At 68.7% G+C, this 22,564-nt stretch carries 18 protein-coding genes; 9 read left to right on the forward strand and 9 right to left on the reverse strand.

What is annotated here, in order from left to right:
* Positions 1-7: 7 nt before the first annotated feature.
* Positions 8-6,205 carry a hypothetical protein gene (locus VFR90_RS00565; RefSeq protein ID WP_326403942.1) on the reverse strand — a complete coding sequence of 2,066 codons (6,198 nt, stop codon included), beginning with the start codon at positions 6,203-6,205 and terminating at the stop codon, positions 8-10.
* Positions 6,206-6,605: 400 nt separating this feature from the next.
* On the opposite strand from VFR90_RS00565, the gene VFR90_RS00570 reads away from it, so the two are divergent.
* The 8 genes from VFR90_RS00570 to VFR90_RS00605 all read left to right on the forward strand — a co-directional run bounded on the left by VFR90_RS00570 (position 6,606) and on the right by VFR90_RS00605 (position 14,048).
* Positions 6,606-7,457: a shikimate dehydrogenase family protein gene (locus VFR90_RS00570; RefSeq protein WP_326403943.1), complete on the forward strand. Its 852-nt coding sequence runs from the start codon at positions 6,606-6,608 to the stop codon at positions 7,455-7,457.
* Between the two features lie 42 nt (positions 7,458-7,499).
* Entirely contained in the window at positions 7,500-8,642 is a 1,143-nt protein-coding gene (locus VFR90_RS00575) for an ABC transporter substrate-binding protein (protein ID WP_326403944.1), read from the forward strand.
* A gap of 96 nt (positions 8,643-8,738) precedes the next feature.
* Complete coding sequence (locus VFR90_RS00580; protein WP_326403945.1) at positions 8,739-9,614, forward strand: branched-chain amino acid ABC transporter permease; 876 nt, start codon at positions 8,739-8,741, stop codon at positions 9,612-9,614.
* 10 nt (positions 9,615-9,624) lie between these two features.
* Positions 9,625-10,611, forward strand: a complete 987-nt coding sequence (locus VFR90_RS00585; protein ID WP_326403946.1) for a branched-chain amino acid ABC transporter permease — start codon at positions 9,625-9,627, stop codon at positions 10,609-10,611.
* The gene (locus VFR90_RS00590) at positions 10,608-11,354 is read left to right on the forward strand and encodes an ABC transporter ATP-binding protein (protein ID WP_326403947.1); all 747 of its coding nucleotides are present in this window, start codon (positions 10,608-10,610) and stop codon (positions 11,352-11,354) included. The genes VFR90_RS00585 and VFR90_RS00590 overlap by 4 nt, the downstream gene beginning before the upstream one ends.
* Before the next feature lies 1 nt (position 11,355).
* Positions 11,356-12,105, forward strand: coding sequence for an ABC transporter ATP-binding protein (locus VFR90_RS00595; RefSeq protein WP_326403948.1), 750 nt, complete (start codon positions 11,356-11,358; stop codon positions 12,103-12,105).
* A gap of 150 nt (positions 12,106-12,255) precedes the next feature.
* On the forward strand, positions 12,256-13,152 hold the full coding sequence (locus tag VFR90_RS00600) for a VOC family protein (protein ID WP_326403950.1): 897 nt from the start codon (positions 12,256-12,258) through the stop codon (positions 13,150-13,152).
* A complete protein-coding gene (locus VFR90_RS00605; protein ID WP_326403952.1) occupies positions 13,149-14,048 on the forward strand; it encodes a sugar phosphate isomerase/epimerase family protein in 900 nt (299 codons plus the stop codon). The genes VFR90_RS00600 and VFR90_RS00605 overlap by 4 nt, the downstream gene beginning before the upstream one ends.
* 35 nt (positions 14,049-14,083) lie before the next feature.
* Here VFR90_RS00605 and VFR90_RS00610 read toward each other — a convergent pair whose 3' ends face one another.
* Positions 14,084-15,250: a YopT-type cysteine protease domain-containing protein gene (locus VFR90_RS00610; RefSeq protein WP_326403954.1), complete on the reverse strand. Its 1,167-nt coding sequence runs from the start codon at positions 15,248-15,250 to the stop codon at positions 14,084-14,086.
* A 134-nt stretch (positions 15,251-15,384) separates the two neighbouring features.
* On the opposite strand from VFR90_RS00610, the gene VFR90_RS00615 reads away from it, so the two are divergent.
* Positions 15,385-16,104, forward strand: coding sequence for a DUF599 domain-containing protein (locus tag VFR90_RS00615; RefSeq protein ID WP_326403955.1), 720 nt, complete (start codon positions 15,385-15,387; stop codon positions 16,102-16,104).
* A gap of 3 nt (positions 16,105-16,107) precedes the next feature.
* Here the strand turns inward: VFR90_RS00615 and VFR90_RS00620 are convergent, their stop codons facing one another.
* From VFR90_RS00620 to VFR90_RS00650, 7 genes are read right to left on the reverse strand one after another with little or no spacing between them, the layout of a single operon-like run.
* A complete protein-coding gene (locus tag VFR90_RS00620; RefSeq protein WP_326403957.1) occupies positions 16,108-16,827 on the reverse strand; it encodes a haloacid dehalogenase type II in 720 nt (239 codons plus the stop codon).
* Positions 16,824-17,594 carry an ABC transporter ATP-binding protein gene (locus tag VFR90_RS00625; RefSeq protein ID WP_326403959.1) on the reverse strand — a complete coding sequence of 257 codons (771 nt, stop codon included), beginning with the start codon at positions 17,592-17,594 and terminating at the stop codon, positions 16,824-16,826. The genes VFR90_RS00620 and VFR90_RS00625 overlap by 4 nt, the downstream gene beginning before the upstream one ends.
* Positions 17,595-17,601: 7 nt before the next feature.
* Positions 17,602-18,723: a succinylglutamate desuccinylase/aspartoacylase family protein gene (locus VFR90_RS00630; RefSeq protein ID WP_326403961.1), complete on the reverse strand. Its 1,122-nt coding sequence runs from the start codon at positions 18,721-18,723 to the stop codon at positions 17,602-17,604.
* Between the two features lie 15 nt (positions 18,724-18,738).
* On the reverse strand, positions 18,739-19,431 hold the full coding sequence (locus VFR90_RS00635; protein WP_326403963.1) for an ABC transporter permease: 693 nt from the start codon (positions 19,429-19,431) through the stop codon (positions 18,739-18,741).
* 16 nt (positions 19,432-19,447) lie between these two features.
* The gene (locus VFR90_RS00640) at positions 19,448-20,137 is read right to left on the reverse strand and encodes an ABC transporter permease (RefSeq protein ID WP_326403965.1); all 690 of its coding nucleotides are present in this window, start codon (positions 20,135-20,137) and stop codon (positions 19,448-19,450) included.
* A gap of 13 nt (positions 20,138-20,150) precedes the next feature.
* Complete coding sequence (aotJ, locus tag VFR90_RS00645; protein ID WP_326403967.1) at positions 20,151-20,936, reverse strand: L-arginine-binding protein AotJ; 786 nt, start codon at positions 20,934-20,936, stop codon at positions 20,151-20,153.
* Between the two features lie 43 nt (positions 20,937-20,979).
* Positions 20,980-22,380 carry a cyanophycinase gene (locus VFR90_RS00650; RefSeq protein WP_326403969.1) on the reverse strand — a complete coding sequence of 467 codons (1,401 nt, stop codon included), beginning with the start codon at positions 22,378-22,380 and terminating at the stop codon, positions 20,980-20,982.
* Positions 22,381-22,564 lie beyond the last annotated feature (184 nt).

Consider the following 22,564-nt stretch of genomic DNA (forward strand, 5'->3'; position numbering starts at 1 on the left):
CTGATGCTCAGTCCGCCTCCGCGATAGGCGGCAGATCGGGGCTCTTCCTAGGCTTGGATCCGCTTGTCGACCCGGGCATGCGCTCCGGCGCCTGGGAATCCTTCGACTCCGTGATCGCGGGCAGGCCGGGCACCCACCGCGTCTTCTGCTTCGGCGCAAGTGTCGCCGATGCCGACGTCGATGCCGTGGAGGCGGGCGTTCCAGCGGGCGACGCCACCGCGGGTCGAATGCCCGGCGGAATCGGACGACGCTCGGCCAGCGGCCCATCGACGATCGGATTGGCTTGCGGAACCTGGATCATCGTCTTGCGACTCTCGCCCGCATAGGTGGCCTGGGCCTTGACGAAGTAGTCGAGGCCGACCTGCACGGTGCTGCGCGTCGAGTTGGAGACGTGCATCAAGGCCACGCGCCGTGCGTCGGGATCGGTGAACAAGCGGTCGAGCAGCGCTTCGGTCGCTTTGACTGCAGGCGCGTCCCCGCGCCGCGCAGCGAACCAGGCTTCGCGGTGGAGGTGATCGATCTGGGGGTCGAATTCCGGCAAGAGGATGTCGAAGGACACCGCCGTCGTCGTCTGGTTGCGCTTGCCGATGGCCTGCGCTTGCGAGACCAAATCGAGGACGAACTTCTCGCCTAGTGCATAGCGGTCCTCCGGTGGAATGCCCTGGGGCGCCCGGATCGCCGCCAGCTCGGCCCATTGCGACAGCCGCGCCAGCGTGCTGTCGCGGAACATCTTCATGTCGTTGACCTCGTAGCCACGGGCCGCCCAGTCGTAGAAGTGCTCGCCGTCGAAATAGGTCTGCTCGCCGAGCCGGCGGTTGACGCGGGTCACCACTTCGGAGTTCGTCGTGATGCCGACCGGAACGCCGGCCAGGCTGAACACGGTCGATGTCTCGGACGGCGCAGCCGCGGCCGGTGGGCCGCCTTCGGTCGGCGCGGGTGTGGCCGGTGGGGTGCGGGTTTCCGTATCCCGGATAGGCAACGGCGACCAGCCCAGGTTGCCCTGCATGGTGACCTGGGTCGTGATCTTGGAATCCGCATTCGGCCAATGGACGTAGGCCGTCGGCTGGGTGGTGCTGTTGGCGGACTCGCGGCGACGGCGGACCCCGCCGTTGAAGCCGAGCCCACCGAGGTTGCCAGGGAAGCCCAGCGACAGGCCGCCTTCCACGAGGCCTTCGGAGGACAGCGCATCGCGACGAACCTTCTGCGGTCCGAGGCTGGCTTCGGGCTGGGCAGCGAGCAGCTCGCCGAAGAGATCCGCGGGTCGGCCGTCGGCCGAAGGCCGACCGTCGCGCGCGATGCGAAGCAGGTCATTGACCAAGCTCAAGAACTGGTCGTGCAGACGCGCTTCGTGCCCGAGGTAGCGAGGCACGCGCAGCGACACGCCATCCTCGACACTGGCTTCGTAGCGGCCGCGGCCCTCCGCATAGACGCGCAGGCTGCCCTGCAGCTTGGCGTCGCTGTTTTCAGTCGCAGCTGCTGCCGGTTGAGCGCCGGACGCCGGGGCCGCAGGCGCTGGCTCGCCCGCTATGAGGTCCGTGCTGAAGCCGACGCCGATGCCCAGGCCGCCTTCGCCGCTCACGCCGTTGCGCACGCCGAACACCAACTGCGGACCAGCCGGAGACGACATGAAGGTCTCGAACACCGCTTCGCGCCGTTGGTCGAGGCCGACGATGAACTTGCCCTGCACCGAGAGAAACGGTACCGGCGTCGGGACTGAGAAGGCGCGGTCGGTGTTGAGGCCCACGGTGGTGCTCGACGACAGCCGGCCGCGATCGCGCCAAGTCATGTTCGTGAGCGTGTACTTGAGCGTGTCGAGCAGCTCGTCGGCGTTTCTCGGGGGCGGCGCATGCTTGATGCGGTCCTGCGACTCGGCCAGCCCGACGGCGGCGTCGAAATCGGCGACTGCCGGCGCGGCGCTGGAAGAGGCGAACGCCGCCATGTGCGAACGTGCATGCGACATCAGCCCGGCGACGCTCATGCCCTCGGCTTGCGCGTGCTGCCACATGGCCGTGAAGGCATCACCCACGGCGGCCTGCCGACGCATCGAGGCGTCGGCCCGCCACGTCGCCAAGGGCAGCGCGTGGCTTTGCTGGAGCGGACGCGACAGCGCCCGGGGATCGTGCGCCACATCGCTGGACAGACCATCGACGAGCGCCCGGGCCATGTGCAGCGAGTGCAAGCCCGGCAGCGACCGGCTCAACGCGTCCAGCCTGCGCTGCAGTTCAGGCAGCCGCGCCGATACGGCTTCATCGCCCGCGCGTCGTCCGGCGGCGGCTTCGTCTTCGCCGAGCAGGGGCAGGAGTTCGCGCACCAGCTCGCTGCCCGACAGACGATGCTCGAAGTCGTGCAAGTGCTCGACGAGTTCGTGGACCGCTCGCGCATCGGCCGGCAGCGCTTCCAGCTGGTCGCGCGTCAGGGTCGGTCGCGGCGGCAACGCGAGCAAAGCGCTCGCAAGCAGATCGCTGGCGCCGATGGCGGCATCCGGCGCTTGTCGCGCGCGCTCCAGCGCCAGGTCGAGCGACGCCAACGCCCCGGCTCGGGGATGTTCGGCGGTCAGTGCATCGACGAAGCGGCGGATCGAGTCGATGTCGGCGCTCTCGGCATAGACCGCAGGGTTTGTGCGCTTCATGGCGTTGCGCAGGCCCTCGAGCACGGCATGGCCGGTGACGTGGCCGTCTTCGAGCGCCTTGTCGAGCAGGCCGTCGAACGCGAACTCGGCGGCGCTGCGCCCTGCGGCGCCGGCGGCCCGCTCCCGTGGGTCGGCATCCGGTTCCAGACCCTGAGCCTGGGCCGCCGCGCGGGCGCGCTCGAGCATCGCCGGGTCGATCTTCAGGGCGCCCACATCGACGCGCTCGCCCTGAGCGGCGACCTCCTGCAGCAAGCTCAGCAGCGCCGTGCGCTCGAACGATGCGAAGCCGGGAGGCGCACCGTGGTGCACGATGCTCACGAGGTTGTCGTTGGCAGTGCGCACCATTTGGTCGTGCACGCGGCGCACGGTCGGGTTGCCGGTGGTGTCCATCACATGGATGGCCTGCTCCATCGCGATGAACGGGGTCAGCGCATGCAGCCCGGGCGTGTTCATCGCCCGCAGCCAGCGGCTCAATTCGAGCATCGCATCGTTCGCTTTGGCATAGGCGGAGCCGGGCGCGTTGTGGTCCATGCCGTTGCGCATCGCATGGAAGGCGGCTCGTTGCGCGGTGGTGGTGCGAGCGAGCGCCGCGCGCGGATCGTCGGCTGCCGCCGCGATGGCGGCAGCCTCGCCGGCGCGGCGACGGAAGGCGGCGACCTGCGTGCGAACTCCCTCCGGCCATTCGGGCGGATCCTCGAAGTCCGCCTGGGACCGCAGGAAGATCTTGACTGCCTCCAGTCTCGGATCGGGCGGCCGGCTGCCTTGCACGAAGACCGGGCCGGCGTCGCCGGTCAGGTGCTGCAGGATCTCGATGCCGCGTGGCACCCGCGCAAGCAGCGAGGCTGCGCGGCGCGCCGCCGCCTCGGCGGGGCCGGGCGTCTGCGCGGGGCGCGCCAGGTCGACGAGGCGCGTGCGAGAGAGGTGGATGGCAGCGGCCGTCGCGAGGGCCAGGTCACCCTCGCTGGCCATCGACAGGGCGCGCATCGCGCCGCCGACCACCATCGCCGGGGAGGAAGCGCGAGCCTCGAGGTCCGTCCGCGCGGCGATGCGGTCGTAGACGCCCATCAAGGCGTCCTTGAAGGCTGCGACGTTTCGCGGGGTGTAGGAGGCTGCCGCCGCAAAGCCGTGCTGCGCAGGCGCGCCGAGCATGTGTTCGGTCGCGCGGCGCTCTGCGGCGCGCGACCGGGCGGTCGCCGCTTGCAGTTCGGTCTCCAGCGCCTCGACGCCGTGTTCTTGCGCCTGCAGGTGCAGTCGCATCGCGGCAAGGTCCTCGGTGATCTGGGCGACATCCGCGGCGGCGGCTTCGCGCAGCGCGGCGGCACGCGGGCCTGAGGCAGCCGCGGGGAGGCTGTGGCGAACACGTACCGCCTCGAAGAACGCCGCCGCGCCGCGTTCGATCATCGGCATGCGGCCGGCGCGCACGGCCAGCGTGCCGGCGCGTCGCAGCAGGAGCCGGGTGTCGGCGTCGAGCGAAGGTGCCCCGTCTTCGGCGGCAGATGTGGCCTCGTCGACCGCGGCATGCAGCGCAGGAGCGAGACGTGCGAGGGCGCGCAGTGCGGCACGCGCGTCGGGGCCGTCGAGCTCGGCCAGCGCCTCGTGCAACGGTGACTTGGTCGAGCTCGACTCCGGCAGGGACTGCATGGCGTCACGCAGTTCAAACAAGTCGGCCGCGAGCGTGTCGGCCACGTGATGCACGTAGCGCGAGACCGTCTGGGGCGACAGCCGCGCCACGGCGTCCTCGACCAGCTCGCGCTGCCGATGCGCGTCGATCTGGTGGAGTTCCACATCGCGCTCACGCACCGCCATGAGCTCGCGCACGGTGACGCCCTCCACGACCTCGTCGGGACGGCGCGCGCTCAAAAGAGCGAGGCTGCGCTCGGCGCCCGCAAGCTGCATCTGGCAGGCGCGCAGGTCCTCCCTGCGAGCCGCGAGCTCGGCGACGTCGAGCAAGCCGGCGTCGAGCAGACGGTCGCGCTCGGGCATCGCGTCGCCGTGCAGCACGACATCCAGAGCCGCACGTTCGCGCGCTGAACTGGTCAGGTTGCGCACGCCGATCAGCGTCTGTTGCGCATCGACGAGATTGCGCTCGGCCTTCGAGATGTAGGCCTTCGAACGCTGGCATGCGACCTTGGCGATGCGCAGCTGTTCCTGGCCGGTCATCCGCGCCATCAGCCGCTCCTGCTGCTGACTCAGCTGTTGCGACGTGGCGGCTTCGAGCCGTCCTTCGCCCGGCACAGGGTCGTCGTGACGCTGCCGCTGCAACGCCTGCACCCGTCCCATCAATCGCTCGTGGCTCAGCGGCCCGGCCATCCGGCCGAGCAGGCGCTCCAGACGGCCTTTGGACGGCGGCACGTAGGCCCCGGTCCCGTCGAACTCGGAGGGCGGATCGGTCAGGGCCGTGCGCAGGCGGCGGGTGTCGGCGGCCGGGTCCGGCTCGGGGAAGCGGTTGCGAAAGCGGCCGATCTCGGGGTTGGCAGCGCGTTGCGGCTCGAGCGCGCTGCGCAGCGCATCGCTCAGCCGGTCCTCGCGTTTCAGTTCCTCGTTGACGGCCCGAAAATCCATCGCCGGAATGACGGGCGGCAGCTGCGCGGTACGGCCCTGCGCATGGGTCACGTCCACGCCGCCGCTCACGATGGCGCTGGAGGCTGCGGCAACCGGCCGCACCTTGCCGGGACGTTCAGCCTCGGTCGCCCGGCGCGAATCGCGGTTCATGTTGCGTGGCTGCGCGAACACGCCAAGGCGCTCGGTGACGTCGGGCCGCTTCTCGCGCCAACCGGGTGCCATGCGACGCAGCGCCGAGAAGCCGGCGGCCAGGGGACTGCGCGGTTGGCGTCGTTCGGGCGCTGCGGCCGGGCGCGGTTCGCGCGGCGGTTCGGCGTAGGCCGCATTCAACTCGCCGCCGGCATGCTTGTAGGCCTGCGCGAAGGTCGCAGCGGTTTGGGTCGGCCTGCGCTCGACCTCGGATGCGGCGGCCCCGCCGCTGCGCCGTATCGAAGCGCTTCGTGACGGCGTGGCCCCTCCAGCCCATCCAGCGCCGCCCGGCGGCGTGCCTTGCTCCCCCTTGGCCGTCGGCGCCGTTCCGTGGCTTCGGGACCGGAACTGCGTGCCGTCGCTTCGCTCGCGGTAGCGCCTGAGCATGTCAAGGTCGCTGGCGGAGCCCTCGGTTGTTTCTCCTTCCGGAGGACCACCGTCGCCCACGAGCGGCAGATGGAAGCTTGGCGGCGTGCCTTGCTCCCCCTTGGCCGTCGGCGCCGTTCCGTGGCTTCGGGACGGGAACTGCGTGCCGTCGCTTCCTCCGCGGTAGCGCCTGAGCATGTCAAGGTCGCTGGCGGAGCCTTCGGTCGTTTCTCCTTCCGAAGGACCACCGTCGCCCCCGAGCGGCAGATGGAAAACGGTAGGCTGGCGCGGGCGCTCTGCCGCCGTGGCGTGCGCATCGGAACCACCACGACGACCCAGGCCTTCCGGCCGCGAGGGATTGCGCTGAAGCTCGATGCCCTGCGGCTGTGCAGCATCCGGCACCTGCGCGGCGCCTGTTTCTATGGGCAACGAAGAAAGACGACCGTCGACGCTTTGCATAAGGGGCAACCAGGACTGAGGCGCTTCACGGCTCGAGCACGCGGCCCGATCCACCAGGCGCGACTGGTAGCTTGACGATGGCAGCTCCGTGCTGCGGCGACGCAGAGCTTCTGAATCGATGTCGGTCGAAACGAAAGTCGCGCGCCGGCGAACGGGGGTGAGCAGCGTCGACGGCTGAAGCCATGCGACGCTTCGGCGCCGGCGGTTCGAAGAGGCCGGTCGAGGCCGTGTGGCGACGGGACCGCGGCTTCGCTCGGCCACCGTCGGCGGGTGGAAACCCCAGATCCGAACGCGGGGCGCGCGCCGCGCGCGATCATCGCGCGCCGGGCGATGATCGATATGGGCAACCACAGCGAAGCTGCCTATCGTCCGCCCCCGTCAAATGCCCCGCAAGACTTGCATGCACATCGACGGTCGGACACGCGTCTTTCTCATCCTCGGCGATCCCGTCGCTCAGGTGCGGGCGCCGGAAGTCTTCAATCACCTGTTTCGGCGCCACGGCATCAATGCGGTCCTGGTGCCGGCCCATGTGCCGCCGGCCGAGTTGCCCGGCTTCGCGCGCGCTGTCTTCAAGGCCGGGAACATCGACGGCCTGTGGCTCGCCATCCCCCACAAGACCGCGATGGTCGGCCTCCTTCAGCAGTGCGACGCGCTCGGCAGCATCGCCGGGGCCGTGAATGCCGCGCGGCGCAACCCGGACGGTTCGACCAAGGGCGGATTGTTCGACGGCGTCGGCTTCGTCAAGGCGCTCGATCACTTCGGCCTGCCGCCGGAAGGGCGCCGGGCCTTGGTGGTTGGCGTCGGCGGCGGCGGTGTGGCGATCGCGGCCTCGCTCGCGCAGCGCGGAGTGAGCCGGCTCTCGCTGTTCGACGCGGTGCCCGGCCGGGCCGTCGAAGTCGCGCAGCGTGTCCGTACCGCTTTCGACGTCCGCGTGGAGACGCCAGCGACCAGCGATCCCTCGGGCCACGACCTGGTCGTCAATGCCTCGCCGCTTGGGCTGCAGAACCACGACCCCTTGCCTTTCGACGTCGAACGCGTCGACGGCGGTGCTGCGGTGGTCGACATCGTCATGAAGAACCAGCCGACGCCGCTTCTACGCGCCTGCCGTGCGCGCGGCATCAGCGCCCACCCGGGCTTCGAAATGCTGGTTCAGCAGGTGCCCGAATACCTCGCATTCTTCGGCTTCCACGACGCGGCGCGCGCCGTGCAGGCCGACGCTTCCGACGTGCGCGCGTTGATGCACAACGCCTAGGCACGTCTTTTTCGCCCACCAAGAACTTTCAGGAGACCCCCGATGACGCGCATTCCCTCGATCCTTCTGGCCGCTGCCGCGCTGACCTTCGGCGCCGCCTCGGCCCAAGCTCAGGCCCTCAAGATCGCCGTGCTGCAAGAGCTTTCGGGGGCCGGGGCGACCGCAGGCACGAATGCGAAGAACGGTGTGCTGCTGGCGATCAAGGAGATCAACGCGGCCGGGGGCATCCTCGGCAAGAAGATCGAAGTCACGGTGTCGGACACGCAGTCGAACCCCGGCGTTGCGAAGGGCCTCGCGGTGAAGGCCATCGACGACGGCGTCTTCGCGGTGATGGGTCCGACCTTCTCCGGCTCGATCATGGTCAGCATGGCCGAGACCAAGCGCGCCGAGACGCCCAACTTCACCGGCGGCGAGGCGGCCGCGATCACGCAGCAGGGCAACCCCTACATCTTTCGCACCAGCTTCACGCAGACCACGGCGATGCCGAAGGTTGCCCGCTACATGGCCAGCAACCTGAAGGCCAAGACCGTCGCGGTGCTCTTCGTCAACAACGACTTCGGCAAGGGCGGCCGCGATGCGTTCGCGAAGGCGGCCGCGGCTTCCGGTCTGCAGGTGGTCGCCGACGTCTCGACCGAGTCGGGTCAGGTGGACTGGTCGGCGCCCGTGCTCAAGGCCAAGCAGAGCAACGCCGATGCGGTATTCATCTACACGAACGAGGAGGAGTCGGCGCGTGCCCTGCGCGAACTGCGCAAGCAAGGCTGGACCAAGCCCATCGTCGGCGAGACGACGCTGGTCGGCCAAAAGGTTATCGAGCTGGCCGGCGAGGCGGCGAACGGCGCCGTGGCGCACGTCGGGCTGACGGTCGATGCGCCGAATCCGTTGATGCTCAAGTTCAAGGCCAAGTTCTTCCAGGAATACAAGTACATCTCGGATCACAACGGCATCAAGGGCTACACGGGCATGTACGTGCTGAAGGCCGGCATCGAGAAGGTGGGCAAGCTCGATCGCGTCGCTGTCGCCAAGGCCCTGCACGGCTTGACCGTCTCGGCGGCCAAGGAGCCTGGCGTCATCATGGATGTGAGCGTCGACCAGAACGGTGACCTCGACCGCGAGAGCTTCATCGTCGAAGTCAAGGACGGCAAGCAGGTGGTCAAGGAAGTGCTGCCGGCGCTCGCCAAGAAGTGACGGATCGAAGTGCGCACCCCGCCCCTGAGCGGGCGGGAGCGCGAGGTGCTGGGCGCCGCCGCAGGGCGCGATGGAGGGCGTCGAAGCCCTGAAGACATGACCGACTTTCTTCAACTTTTTATCTCGGGTCTCGCCACCGGCGCGATCTACGGGCTGGCCGCGCTTGGCTTCACGCTGCTGTGGCAAGCCTGTGGCACGATCAACTTCGCGCAAGGCGAGTTCGTGATGCTGCCGGCCTTCGCGATGCTGGCCTTCGCAAGCTTCGGCGCGCCGCTGCCGCTCAGCTTCATGCTGACGTGCGTGGTGGCGGTGCTGGTGCTGGGCTACGCCTTCAAGCGGGGCATCGCCGACCCGCTCTTGCGCCACGGGCTGATGCCCGTCGTCGTGGCGACCATCGGCCTGGCGATCGCAGTGCGCAACGGCGTGCGCGCCGGCTATAGCGCCGAGGCGCATCCGTTCCCGAGCCTGTTCGCCGACAAACTGTTCACCATCGCAGGCGTCACGGTGACGCTGGCGGATGTGGGGACGCTGGTGACTGCGCTGGTGCTGGTCTTCGCGACACAAGCGTTCCTGCAGAAGACCGTGACGGGTCGCGCGATGCAGGCCGTGGCGCAGAACACCGACAGTGCCACCGTGCTCGGCATCAATGTGCCGCGCATGATCCTCTACACGTTCGCCATCAATGCGCTGCTCGCCTGTGCGGCGGCGCTGCTCATCACGCCGACCTACCTCGCCAAGTTCGACATGGGCGAGCCGCTCGGCACGAAGGCGTTCTTCGCCGCGATCATCGGCGGCTTCAACAACTCGCGCGGCGCGCTGCTCGGCGGGCTGATCGTCGGCGTCAGCGAGAACCTCGCCGCCGCCTACATCTCGGCGGCCTACAAGGACGCCGTGGCTTTGGTGGTGTTCATGGTCGTCATCCTCTTCAAGCCGCAGGGACTGCTCGGCAAGAAGGTCGAGCGCAAGGTTTGATGAGGTCGCTATGAAGAAACTCCATCTTGCAGGCCTCGTCCTCGCCGCCGTCGTGATGCTCGGCGTGCCGCCGCTGCTCAAGAGCTACGGCATCTACCTGTTCAGCTACTGGCTGGTCTTCATCATCGCGACGATGGGGCTCAACCTCACGGCCGGCTACGCCGGCCAGAAGTCGCTGGGTCATGCGGCCTTCTTTGGCATCGGCGCCTACACCGTCGCCATCCTGATGCAGGCTGGCTTGAGCTTCTGGGTCGGCCTTCCGATCGCGATGCTGGGCTGCTTCGTCATCGGTCTGGCGATCGGCTTTCCCGCCCTGCGCGTGCAGAGCATCTACCTCGCGTTCGCGACGCTGGGTTTCAACACCGCGGTGTGGCTCGTGATGCGCAACGAGGAGTGGCTCACCGGCGGCACGTTCGGCATCAACAACATTGCGCGCCCCAGCTTTTTTGGCCTGAGCCTCGACAGCCATCTCGCGTACTACTACTTCGTGCTCGGCATGACGATGCTGCTCGCCGCCTTGCTGTGGAGGTTGCTGCGCTCGCCGTGGGGCAAGGCGTTCACGGCGTTGCGCGACAACCCGATCCGCGCCGAAAGCCTTGGTGTCCACGTGCAGGCCTACACGCTGCTGAGCTTTGCGATCGGCGCCGTCTACGCGGGCATCGCCGGGGCGTTGTTCGCTAGCCTCGTGCAGTTCATCGAGCCGGCGCCGTTCTCCGTGGGCGCATCGATCATGATGTACCTGATGGTGGTGGTCGGCGGCCCCGGCTATTTCTTCGGACCGGTGGTGGGCGCGGCGGTGGGTGTGCTGCTGCCCGAGTGGCTGCGCTTCGCTCAGGCCTGGTACCTGTTCGTCTTCGGCGCGGCGGTGATCGTGCTGATGCTGTGGCTGCCTGACGGCCTGCTCAGCATCCCCGACAAGCTGCGGGCCAAGCGCATGGCCCGCGAAGCGTCGGCTCAGCGCAGCGCAGCAGCGGCGCAGTTGGGGGCACGGACATGAGCGCGGCGGTGTTGAAGGTCGAGGGCTTGAAGAAGGCCTACGGTGCGATCAAGGCCGTCGATGACGTGTCCTTCGAGGTGATGCCCGGCGAAATCTTCGGCGTCATCGGGCCCAACGGTTCGGGCAAGACGACGATGTTCAATAGCGTGCTCGGGCAGATCGCGCCCGACGCCGGCAAGATCGAGCTCCATGGCAGGGACATCACCGGCGTCTCGCCGACGCAGCTCAATCGCCTGGGCGTCGGCCGCACCTTCCAGACCCTCCAGGTGTTCGGCAAGATGACCGTGCGCGACAACTTGATCGTCGCTGCGCAGGAGCACCGCGGCACGATGACCAGCCGCATGTTCGCGCCGACCGATTCCGGCCTCGGCGCCAAGGCCGATGCGCTGATCGAACAGTTCCGCATCCGTCACGTCGCGGACAAGAGGGCGGGCGAACTCAGCTACGGCCAGCAGAAGCTCGTCGACATCGCGATGGCCTTCATGAGCGAGCCGGCGCTGGTGCTGCTCGACGAGCCCTGCGCCGGCGTCAACCCGAGCCTCGTCGGGGGCATCAGCAGCCTGCTCAAGGAGTTGAACCGCACCAGCAGCAGTTCCTTCATCGTGATCGAGCACAACATGGACTTCGTGATGGACCTCTGCCACCGCGTGATGGTGATGGTCGAAGGGACGGTGATGGCGATCGGCACGCCGGCGGAGATCCGGGCGAACAAGCAGGTGCTCGACGCCTACCTGGGGAGCTGACATGGCCGGAGACAGTTGCATCGAATTCGACGACGTCGTCGCCGGCTATGGCGACTTCATGATCCTCAACAACCTGAGCTTCAAGGCGAAGCGCGGCAAGATCACCTTGCTGCTCGGCCCGAACGGCGCCGGCAAGAGCACCGTGCTGAAGGCACTGTTCGGCATGCTGAAGGTGCGCCAAGGGCGCATTCGTCTCGACGGCAAGGACATCACCGGCGCGTCCGCGAAAGACCTCCTTGTCCAGCACGGCGTCGCTTTCGTTCCCCAAGGGCGCAACCTGTTCGGCCAGCTCTCCGCCTACGAGAACCTCGAACTCGGCGGCATCACGCTGGGCATGAAGACGACGCGCGAGCGCATACCGGAGGTGCTTGAGCTTTTTCCCCGCATCAAGGAGCGGCTCCACAGTGCGGCCTCCTCGCTTTCGGGCGGCGAGCAGAAGCAACTCGAGGTCGGCCGCGCGCTGCTGCTGCGGCCCAAGGTGATCCTGATCGACGAGCCGTCCATCGGGCTGTCGCCGCTGGTGGTGCGCAACGTCTTCGTGCTGCTGCGTCAGCTGGCAGAAGCCGGTACGACGGTGCTGATGGTCGAGCAGAACGTCAAGAGCGCGTTGAAGATGGCCGACGAGGCCATCGCCCTGGAATCCGGGCGATTGGTGCTGCACAAACGGGCCGACGAACTGCTGGCCGATCCGCACATCGAGCGGCTGTTCCTTGGTGGGGCTGCCGCATTGACGACCTCCTCGGCAGCATGAACGCACATCCGGGGCCGTCGAAGGCCCGCCTTGCGATGAGCGGGCCCGCCTTGACGCTTAACCTCACCATGCCGGCGTGATCGAGCCCTGATCGCCGCGCGCCGAGGCCGCTGGCGCGGCGCGGTCCAACTCCCCGTGACAGGTCATCATATGGACACCGTCGAAAGCCGCGAAGCCGTCATACCCACCGCCAATCCACTGGGACTCGACGGCATCGAGTTCATCGAGTACGCGACCAGCCGTCCGCAAGCGCTGGGCCAGCTGCTCGAGCAAATGGGTTTCCGTCCCATCGCGCGCCACCGGTCGCGCGAGGTGCTGCTCTACCGGCAGGGCGACATCAACGTGATCGTCAACGCGCATGACGCGCCGGGCGCCGCAAAGGGCGCGGGCACGCTGGCGGAAGCGCCGGTCATCGCCGCGATCGCGCTGCGCGTGCGCAACGCCGCGGCGGCCTACCGACATGTGCTCGAACGCGGCGCCTGGGCCGTGCCGACGCACGTCGAGGTGATGGAGCTCAACATCCCCGCCATCCACGGCGTTGGCAGCAGCCGCATCTACTTCGTCGATCGCTATCGCGAGTTCTCGATCTACGACGTCGACTTCACGCCGATCCCTACGGTCGAGATGCATCCTCCGGCGTTGACCGGACTGCACTTTTTCGGCGTGGTGCAGTACGTTGGCCTCGATCGCGTCGAAGACTGGACTGAGTTCTATACCGAGCTGTTCGGGTTCACCGCCATTCCCGACAGCGAGCGTTTCGGCGTCATGCCGCGCGGTCGCGTCCTTAGCAGCCCGTGCGGACAGTTGATGGTGCAGCTGATCGAGCCCGAAGTCGGCCAGTTCGATTTCGACCACAGCGAACTCCTGCAGCGCATCGGCCTGGGCACCCCCGACGTCGAGACGACCGTGGCGGCGCTCAGGCAGCGCGGCGTCGGCTTCATCGAGTCGACCGGCGTGCAGACGAGCCCGCGCGGCGCGTTGACGGAAACGCGGCTGGGCAGCGTCGTCTTCGAACTTGTGCGCAGCATGCGAGGGGCCGGCGCGTGAATCCTCGAATCGGCAACATCGAAGGTTTCGGCCTCGACACCATCTCGCTGGCCGGCTCGTTGTCGGCCAAGCTCACCGCGGTACGCGATGCGGGTTTCGGGCAGCTGATGTTGTCGGCACGCGACCTGACGACCCATCCCGAGGGGGTCGACGCCGCGATCGCGGCAGTGCGCGCCAGCGGACTGCGCGTCACCGGCTTCCAGGTGCTGCGCGACTTCGAAGGGCTCGAGGGGCACCTGCGCGACTACAAGGTGGACGTCGCCAAGTCGATGCTCGAGCTGTGCGCGGCGGTACGGGCGCCGGTGCTGCTGGTTTGTTCATCGACGTCCAAGCATGCAAGCGCCGATCTCGACGTGATCGCGGCCGACCTGCGGCAACTCGCGATGCTGGCCGTTCCGCTGGGTTTGAAGATCGCCTACGAGGCGTTGTCGTGGGGCCGCACGGTCAGCGACTTTCCGATGGCGTGGGACGTGGTGATGCGCGCCGACGCGCCGAATCTCGGCCTCGGCCTCGACTCGTTTCACCTCTTCGCTACCCAGACGCCGATGGACGGCATCGACGAGCTCGACCCGCGGCGCATCTTCCTCGTGCAGCTTGCCGACTTCATGTGGCAGGAGGTGCGCTCGATCGAGGAGCGCATCGCCACTGCACGCCATTTCCGGGTGTTTCCCGGCGAGGGCGTGCATAGCGATCAGGTGGCCGAACTGGTGACGCGGCTGGACCGCCTCGGCTACCGCGGGGACTACAGCTTCGAAGTCTTCAACGACGATTACCAGCAGATGCCACCGGCGACGGTGGCGGCGCGCGCATTGCGCTCGGCGATATGGCTTGGAGAGACGGTGCTCCAGCGTTCCGTCCCGCTGCCGGGTCGCATCCGCCTGCGCCGCCCCGGCTGAGCGGTGCGTCGCCGGCGACGCGCCCGGCGCCGTGGTCATTCGGGTTCTGGTGGCTTCGACGGCTTTGCAAGGTCAGGGTCTTGCAGGTCATCGGTCTTGAAGCGAACAGGAATGATGCGGACTTCGGCGCGTTCGACAAACTTGGTGATCGGGGTATCTTCCTTGAACATTCGATCCTCCAGGGACTTGACCAGGGAGAAGTGCTTCATAAGCACGCCGGCCAGAAGTTCGTCCAGCTGCTTGCTGTCGGCTTCATAGACACCATGGTTCGGTTCGAAGATCCGGAAACGATCGCCGAGCTTCTCGCACGTGATGGCGTGTGCCCCGGGGGATGGAATCAGCAGGTGGGATGTCGGCGCGTTGGGGCGTTGCAGGCGAAGAGCCATATGCCCCGCGACATCTGCCAGAGTGCTTCCCTTGCCAGCCCGATGCGTCGAGTACTTGCTGAACTGGATGCCTCGGACGTCTTCGGACTTTTCGCTGAGTTCCTTGAGGGGGTGATAGTTGCGAAAGGGCAATTCGTCGTGCAGTCGATTGCTTTGATCCTGTACCCGACGAATCCTTGCGGCGTTCTGTGGATCGAAGTCGGCGAGTCGTTGCTCGATAGACTTCGACGGCTCGTCGTGGACCGAACGAAGCCAATCGAGGCTGAGCCCCAGGCATACGCCGTTGTGATTGGGTGATGGCAGATCATCTTGCTTGAACGTCGCTCGCCGATACGGTCCCAATGCAGCATCTTGCCGCTCGAAAGCGGCCAAGGTTTCACTGAGGAAACGTCGGGCGCGTTCCCGCGGGTCGGCGATGCCGGGTCCTTGTGTCGGCACATCCTCTGTATCCGAGGCCTCACTGTCACTTTGATAGTGGTCGGGGCGGGCTCGGAAATCGGTGCCGTACTCGTCCATCTTGCTCGACGTGTACTCGCGAAGGTCGAACCATGGACCGGCTCTGTCCCGCCAGCTGTTCGCCGAGACGTCCCTATCGCGCTGGCGGTCAACGCCGGGTTCGGCGGTTATCGGCGACCTGTTTTTCCTCCCCGGGTCCGATGAACTCCGCAATGGACCGGGTCGCTGGGAAAGCTCTCCGACCGCGGCCGATTTCGGTGGCAGCCGCGACGTGCGGAAAGGTGCAGTGCGGTCTGCGGCAGTGCTCGATACCGGCACCATCGTCGCCGCACTGGCGGGCAGGCCGACGATCTTTTTCATTCTGATCCTCCTTCGATTGCTCCAAGTGGTCTCGCTGTCGAGATCCGTCGCAATGCTGCGGGGTACGGCCGCGCCAAAATCAGCTGCCGCGAAGCCATGAGCATGCTTGCGAACTTCTCAAACCTGGCGCCGCAATGAACACCTCATTACCCATCGTGATGGCGCTGCTGCCGCTTCTCGACTGGCTGGCCGTCGTCGTGTTCTTCGCCGGCTGGAGCGGCTATGCCTGGTTCGCACGGCGCGAAGCGCATGCGCACCAGAACTCGATCCTCGCGGCCACCAACCGCATCCGCCGGCAATGGATGCTGCAGGTCACCTACCGCGAGGTGCGCGTGATCGACGGCGTCGTGGTCCAGAACCTGTCGACGAGCCCAAGCTTCTTCGCCTCGACCACCATCCTGATCATCGGCGGCTTGCTCGCCGCACTCGGCGCGAGCGAGAAGGCAACCGAGCTCGTGCGCGAGATCCCGTTTGCGGTGCGCACCTCCGTACTGGTGTTCGACCTCAAGCTGCTGCTGCTGACGGTGATCTTCGTTTACGCCTTCTTTCGCTTCACCTGGAGCCTGCGCCAGTACACCTTCGGTGCGCTGCTGGTGGCCTCGGCGCCCGAGGCGCGGGCGTTCGAGTCCGACGAGGCGCTGTCGCGCGAGGCGTTCGCCGACCGCGCGGGCCGCGTCGTCGGCATGGCCGCCGAGACGTTCAACGACGGCCTGCGCGCCTACTACATGGCCTTCGCGGCGGTCGGCTGGTTCTTCTCGCCGCTGATCTTCATGGGCGCGACCGCCGGCGTGATCTACGTGCTCTACCAGCGCGAGTTCCGCTCCGAGGTGCTGCAGGCGCTGCGCGGCAGCTGAGGCTCAGTCGCCGAGCCGGGCCGCCAGCGCGTCGAAGTCGTCCACCGCGATGTCGAAGTCGGCGTCGGGCGCCGGCGTGAAGGGCTCGCCGAGGCCATATTCGAGCGGGCGGCGGACGTAGGCGGTGCGCAGGCCGGCGTCGCGCGCGGCGTGCAGGTCGGACGGGTGCGCCGCGACCATCGTCACCTCGTGCGGCTCGAAGCCGAGCAGCGCCGCCGCGCCGCGGTAGACCTCGGGCTGCGGCTTGTAGGCCTGGAACAGCTCGGCCGACAGCACGCAGTCCCACGGCAAGCCGCCGAAGCGCGCCAGGTCCACCAGCAGCGCGACGTGCCCGTTCGACAGCGTCGCGACGATCCGCCCGGCCTTCAGCCGCGCGAGGCCGCGCGGCACGTCCGGCCAGGGCGCGAGCCGGTGCCAGACGCGGTTGAGGTGCTCGCGCTGCGCCGGCGTCAGCGCCTCGAGCCCGAACTCGGCGATCAGGCCGTCGAGGAGCTGCCGGTGCAGCTCGTCGACGTTGACCCAGCCGATCGATCCGTCCCGGACGCGGCTCAGCGCCGGCTGGTAACCGGCGCGCCAGCGGCGTGCGAACGCGGGCCAGTCGATCGGCCGGCCGAGCTGCGCACCGAGCAGCTCGCCTTCGCGCACGATCGACGCATGCCAATCGACGACGGTGCCGAAGACATCGAAGACGAGGGCGCGGTGCGGAGGGTCAAGACCCGTCATTTGAGACCTCCGGACAGGAAGGCGCGCAGCCGTTCGCCCCGGGGCCTCGCGAGCACCTCGTGCGGCGGGCCCTGCTCCTCGACGACGCCCTGGTGCAGGAACAGCGTGTGGCTTGACACCTCGCGCGCGAAGCCCATCTCGTGCGTCACGACGATCATCGTGCGGCCTTCGGCGGCGAGGTCGCGCATGACCTTCAGCACCTCGCCGACGAGTTCGGGGTCGAGCGCGGAGGTCGGCTCGTCGAACAGCATCACCTCGGGCTCCATCGCGAGCGCGCGCGCGATCGCGACGCGCTGCTGCTCGCCGCCGGAAAGATGCGCCGGGTACATCGCCGCGCGATGGCCGACGCCCACGCGCGCGAGGAGCGCCTGCGCGCGCTCGGTCGCTTCGGCCTTGCCCAGGCCGAGCACCTGCGTCGGCGCCTCGATCACGTTGTCGAGCGCGGTCATGTGCTGCCAGAGGTTGAACGACTGGAACACCATCGACAAGCGTGCGCGCCAGCGCTGCAGCTGCCTCGCGTCCTTCGCGCGCAGTTGCCCGTCGCGGTCGGGCACGAGCGCCAGTTCTTCGCCACGCAGGCGCAGCGTCGCGCGGTGCGGCTGCTCGAGCAGGTTCAGGCAACGCAGCAGCGTGCTCTTGCCCGAGCCGCTGGAGCCGATCAGCGTGATCACATCGCCGGCGTGCGCTCGCAGGCTCACGCCCCTGAGCACCTCGTGGCTGCCGTAGCGCTTGTGGAGGTCGAGCGCCTCGAGTTGCGGGGCGGACATCGGCTCGTCAGTCGCCCAGAAGCTTGCCGGTGCGCGTGGCGTCGCGCCCCGCCACCTTCGCGAGCCGTGCGCCGGCGGTCGCGAAGCGGATGGTGTCGAGCGCGTAGAGCACGCCGTCGGTCTCGCTGCGCAACTCGCTCGTCGTGCCTTCGATCGGGTCGATGACCTCGCCGAGCAGGTCGCCGCGCTCGACGCGCTCGCCGGGCTTGCGATGCCAGGCGACGACGCCGCTGGTGGGCGTGCGCACTTCCAGCGAGCCGGCCAGCGGCGTGGCTTCGGCGATCAGCGGGGGCAGCGGCGCGCTCGCGCGGTCGGTGACCACGCCGCGATGGCGCAGGTATTCGATCAGCGCGTCGGCGTCGGCCTCGGCCAGCGCATGGCTCACGTCGGCGCTGCCGCGCAACTCGACCGTGACCGAGAAGCAGCCGAGCGGGATCGGCCGCGCGGCGCCGGCCTGCCCGGCGAGCTGCCACCAGATCTGCGAGCACGCTTCGTCGAAGGGGTGGTCGCCGGACTCGGTGGCGAGCAGCGTCGCGTGCGCCCCGAGGATGCGCGCGAGCGGCTCGCAGGCCGGCCATAGCGGCGTCAGCGTGTAGAGGTGCAGCACGGCGTCGGTGTCGCAGTGCAGGTCGAGCACGACGTCGGCGTCGCAGGCCAGGCCGAGCAGCTGCCGGCGCCACGCTGCGAGTTCGGTGTCGGCGGGCAGCGCGGCCAGCGCGTCGCGCAGCGCGGCGCGCGCGAGCTGGAGGTTGGCTTGCGCATCGGCACCGAGCTGCGGCTCGATGCGTGCCCACACCGCGTCGCGCAGCGCCGGGTAGTGGCGGTTGAAGTTCTCGCCGGTGCCGAGGTCGAAGCGGCCCTGCACGCTGTGCAGCAGCCGCTGCGCGACGCCGATCGGGTTCGCCAGCGGCACAACGACCACCTCGCCGCGCAGCGCGCCCTGCGCCTCGATCGCCCCGAGCCGGCGGCGCAGGTGGTGCGCGACCAGCATGCCGGGCAGCTCGTCGGCGTGCAGCGAGGCCTGCACGTAGATCTTCTCGCCGCTGCCGGCGCGGCCGTAGTGGAAGCTCGTCAGCGTGCGCTGCGTGCCAAGGGAGGCGGGCGGCAGGGGGTGGTCGCGACGTTCCATGTGGAGAAGGGCGGTTCAGGCGATGCGCGGGCGCAGATGCGCGAGCCAGCGGCGCTCGGCCGCGTGCAGCGCGGCCACGAGTGCCAGCGTGATCCCGAGGTAGATCGCACCGGCGGTGACGAAAGCTTCGAAGGGCAGGTAGTGGCGCGAGTTCACCTCGCGCGCGGCGCCGGTCAGGTCGACCAGCGTGACGACGCTCGCGAGCGAGGTGCCGTGCAGCATCAGCACGATCTCGTTGCCGTAGGCGGGGATCGCGCGACGCAGCGCCGACGGCCAGAGGATGCGGCGCCACACCTGCGGGCGCGACAGGCCCATCGCCCGCGCCGCCTCCACCTCGCCGGCCGGCGTGGCGCGTAGCGCGCCGGCGAGGATCTCGGTGGTGTAGGCGCAGGTGTTGATGCCGAAGGCGAGGCAGGCGCAGAACGCGGCCGACTGCAGCCACGGCCAGGCGAAGCTCGCGCGCACCGCGTCGAACTGCGCGAGGCCGTAGTACACGAGGAAGAGCTGCACCAGCAGCGGCGTGCCGCGGATCGCGTAGGTGAACAGCCAGACCGGCCCGTGCAGCACGCGCGAAGGCGCGACGCGCAGCATCGCGAGCGGCAGCGCGACCACGAGGCCCGTCGCCAGCGAGATCAGCAGCAGCTGCAGGGTGACGGCGAGGCCGCCCGCGTAGAGCGGCAGGCTGTCGTGGATGACCTCGAAGTCCATCGCCGGCGCGTCGTGCTCAGAGCCGCTGCGTTCGCACGCCGAGCTGCAGGCGCCGGTCCAGCAGCTTGAAGCCGAGCTCGCTGGCGCCCGTCACCGCGAGGTAGAGCAGCGCCGCCGCGCCGTAGAACACGAAGGGCTCGCGCGTCGATCCGGCCGCCTGGCCGGCCTTCAGCATCACGTCGTTCAGGCCGATCACCGAGACGATCGCGGTGCTCTTGACCAGCACCAGCCAGTTGTTGCTCAACGCGGGCAGCGCGTGCCGCAGCATCTGGGGCAGCTCGATGCGGCGCAGCACCGTCATGCGGCCCATGCCGCAGGCGAGCCCCGCTTCGCGCTGCCCGGCAGGCAAGGCCAGGAAGGCGCCGCGGAAGGTCTCGGCGAAGTAGGCGCCGAAGACGAAGCCGATCGTCAGCACGCCCGCGACGAAAGGGTCGACGTCGATGAATTCTTCGTGGCCGAGCCTGAGCGCCACCGCGTTCAACGCCATCTGCCCGCCGTAGAAGACCAGCAGCATCAGCACGAGATCCGGCACGCCGCGGACCAGCGTGGTGTAGGTCGCGGCGGTGCCGCGCAGCACGCGCGAGCGCGCGAGCCGCGCGCTCGCGCAGGCCAGGCCCAGCACGCCGGCGATCAACAGCGAAGCGAGCGCGACCGCGAGCGTCAAGCCCAGGCCTTCGAGCAGCGCCGGTGCGTAGCCGTGGAGCATCGGCGTGGCGCCGTCACTTCGACGCGTCGCCGTACACGTCGAACGCGAAGTACTTCGCCTCGATCGCCTTGTAGCGGCCGTCGGCGCGGATCGCCTTGATCGCGGCGTTCAGCTCGGCCTGCAAGGCGGTGTCGGCCTTGCGGATCGCGATGCCGGAGCCCTCGCCGAAGATCGCCGCGTCGTTGTAGCTCGGGCCGGCGAACGCGAAGCCCTTGCCCTGCGGCGTCTTGAGGAAGCCGAAGTCGGCGGCGACGCTGTCCTGCAGGGTCGCGTCGATGCGGCCGGAGGCGAGATCGAGGAAGACCTCGTCCTGCTTGGTGTAGCGCACCACCTCCGACTGCTTGAAGGTCGCGCTGAGGAAGCGGTCGTGCGTCGTCGAGCGCTGCACGCCGATGCGCTTGCCCTTCAGGCCTTCGGGCGAGATCGTGATCGGGCTGCCGGCCCTGACGACGAAGCGCGCCGGCGTGTTGTAGTACTTGTCGGTGAACGCCACCTGCTTCTTGCGTTCCTCGGTGATCGCCATCGACGCGACGATCGCATCGACCTTGCGCGACTGCAGCGCCGGGATCATCCCGTCGAAGTCGAGCTTCACCAGCGTGCACTCGGCCTTGATCTGCGCGCACAGCGCCTTGGCGATGTCGATGTCGAAGCCCTTGATGCTGCCGTCGGGAGCGACCTCGCTGAACGGCGGGTAGGCGCCCTCGACCGCGACGCGCAGCTTGCGCGCTTCGGCGGCCTGCGCGGCGAGCGCGAGCGCGGCGGCGGCAAGGATCGAAAGGCTCAGGCGGCGTCGGTTCATGCAGGTCTCGCAGGGCAGGGTGGCGGTGCGCCGATGCTAGGGGTCAGCGCGCCGGTGCCGGGTTGCGCACTGGCGCCGCGGGGGCGCCGGCGGCGGGCAGCGATGCCGGCGGCGCGGCGGCGTTCATCGGTTCGTAGAGCGGGCGGCGCATGCGCACCGGCGTCACGTCGAGGTTCAGGTTCAGCACCGTGTAGTCCTCGCCGCCGAAGGCGCCGGTGTACCAGCCGCGGCTTTCCGGTCCGCGTTTCAGGCGGAACTCGAAGCCGAGGTCCGGCTGCGGGTCGTCGGCCAGCGGGATGCCGGCGAAGGCGAGACCCAGCGCCTCGTTCTGCCGGTTGTCGATCAGGTTGCCCATGGTGTTGGCGATCGCGTTGTCGCCGAGGATGTCAGGCACGAAGGGCATGCGGCGGAAATACGGCCGGAAGTCGGCCGAGCCCGGATCGATCGCGCTGCCCGCGAGCTTCTCCTGCGAGGGCGTGGTCACGCCGGTCTTGAAGTCGTGGCGGTCGCCCTTGTCGAGGTAGGTGATGCGCGCGTTCTTCAGGTTGAAGAAGGGCAGCGCGGCATCGCTGCTCGCCGCGCTCAGGTCCACCAGCAGCACGCCCTTCGCGCCGATCACCTCGATCTCGTGGCCGCGCACGATCGCGCCGGTGTTTTCCTCGACGCCGATGCCGAGCTTGTAGCCCTTCTTCACCATCAGCGGCAGCATGCGGCCGATGCGCCCGCGCTTGAGGAAGTGCTGATCGACGAACAGCTCCGGCCCGACGAAGCCGAGCCCGCGGTCGATCTCCTTGCCCTCGTCGAGCTTGCCGGTCTTCAGCACGCGCAGCACGTCGGTCGCGTCGCGGAACATCGTCTCGCTCATGATCGCGGCGCCCGCGCTGGTGCCGGCGACCACGCCGCCCGCGTCGAACAGCTCCCAGATCGCCTCGAGCAGCGGCGTGCGTACGCCGCCCGGCTGCAGCACGTCGACGATGCGCTCCTGCGCGCCGCCCGCGAAGAACACGCCATGCGCCGCGCGCACCTTCGCCACCAGCGCCGGGCTGCGCGCATCGGCCGCGGCGTCGCGCTCGGCGAGGCGCGGCGAGATCGGCAGCACCTCCACCTTCGCCCCTTCGCGCTTCAGCGCTTCGGCGATGCGGCTGCCGGTGCCCATCGGATTGCCGGCGGCGGTGGGCACCACCACCCAGCGCGCGCCTTCGCCGCCCGACAACTGCACCAGCCGCGACCAGACCTCCTGGTTGTCGTACTTCAGCGCGCCGCCGATCGGCACCGCATAGCCCGGGCCGGCCTGATGGGGCACCGGGTCGCGTTCCTCGACGCCGTCGCGCGCGACGCCGCTCGATTCGGCGACGGCGCAGGCGCCTAGGCCGGCGAGCAGCGGGAAAAGCAGCGCGCGCAGCAGCCTTCGGCCGTACGCGAGGGGCAGGGATGCGAAGCTCATGCGCCGAAGTATCTCGGCGTGACCGCGACGCTTCCGACGCTCGGGTTAGCGCGGGCTTGCAGGCGCCGATCGGCAAGCGCGTGCCGCAAGTGCTCCACTCGATCCAGGGGGTGACGGCCGGTGCGGCCGCGCGCCGTGGAAAGCACGGCCCCGGAACACGGGGGCTCGGGCCGCGAGGCAGCCG

The sequence above is a fragment of the Methylibium sp. genome, from assembly GCF_035762065.1.
Classification (GTDB): Bacteria; Pseudomonadota; Gammaproteobacteria; order Burkholderiales; family Burkholderiaceae_C; genus Methylibium.

Bases quoted from the DNA above. Each gene is read 5' to 3' on its own strand.
- VFR90_RS00565 (WP_326403942.1), bottom strand. From the start codon at position 6,205: ATGCAAAGCGTCGACGGTCGTCTTTCTTCGTTGCCCATAGAAACAGGC.
- VFR90_RS00570 (WP_326403943.1), top strand. From the start codon at position 6,606: ATGCACATCGACGGTCGGACACGCGTCTTTCTCATCCTCGGCGATCCC.
- VFR90_RS00575 (WP_326403944.1), top strand. From the start codon at position 7,500: ATGACGCGCATTCCCTCGATCCTTCTGGCCGCTGCCGCGCTGACCTTC.
- VFR90_RS00580 (WP_326403945.1), top strand. From the start codon at position 8,739: ATGACCGACTTTCTTCAACTTTTTATCTCGGGTCTCGCCACCGGCGCG.
- VFR90_RS00585 (WP_326403946.1), top strand. From the start codon at position 9,625: ATGAAGAAACTCCATCTTGCAGGCCTCGTCCTCGCCGCCGTCGTGATG.
- VFR90_RS00590 (WP_326403947.1), top strand. From the start codon at position 10,608: ATGAGCGCGGCGGTGTTGAAGGTCGAGGGCTTGAAGAAGGCCTACGGT.
- VFR90_RS00595 (WP_326403948.1), top strand. From the start codon at position 11,356: ATGGCCGGAGACAGTTGCATCGAATTCGACGACGTCGTCGCCGGCTAT.
- VFR90_RS00600 (WP_326403950.1), top strand. From the start codon at position 12,256: ATGGACACCGTCGAAAGCCGCGAAGCCGTCATACCCACCGCCAATCCA.
- VFR90_RS00610 (WP_326403954.1), bottom strand. From the start codon at position 15,250: ATGAAAAAGATCGTCGGCCTGCCCGCCAGTGCGGCGACGATGGTGCCG.
- VFR90_RS00615 (WP_326403955.1), top strand. From the start codon at position 15,385: ATGAACACCTCATTACCCATCGTGATGGCGCTGCTGCCGCTTCTCGAC.
- VFR90_RS00620 (WP_326403957.1), bottom strand. From the start codon at position 16,827: ATGACGGGTCTTGACCCTCCGCACCGCGCCCTCGTCTTCGATGTCTTC.
- VFR90_RS00625 (WP_326403959.1), bottom strand. From the start codon at position 17,594: ATGTCCGCCCCGCAACTCGAGGCGCTCGACCTCCACAAGCGCTACGGC.
- VFR90_RS00630 (WP_326403961.1), bottom strand. From the start codon at position 18,723: ATGGAACGTCGCGACCACCCCCTGCCGCCCGCCTCCCTTGGCACGCAG.
- VFR90_RS00635 (WP_326403963.1), bottom strand. From the start codon at position 19,431: ATGGACTTCGAGGTCATCCACGACAGCCTGCCGCTCTACGCGGGCGGC.
- VFR90_RS00640 (WP_326403965.1), bottom strand. From the start codon at position 20,137: ATGCTCCACGGCTACGCACCGGCGCTGCTCGAAGGCCTGGGCTTGACG.
- aotJ (WP_326403967.1), bottom strand. From the start codon at position 20,936: ATGAACCGACGCCGCCTGAGCCTTTCGATCCTTGCCGCCGCCGCGCTC.
- VFR90_RS00650 (WP_326403969.1), bottom strand. From the start codon at position 22,380: ATGAGCTTCGCATCCCTGCCCCTCGCGTACGGCCGAAGGCTGCTGCGC.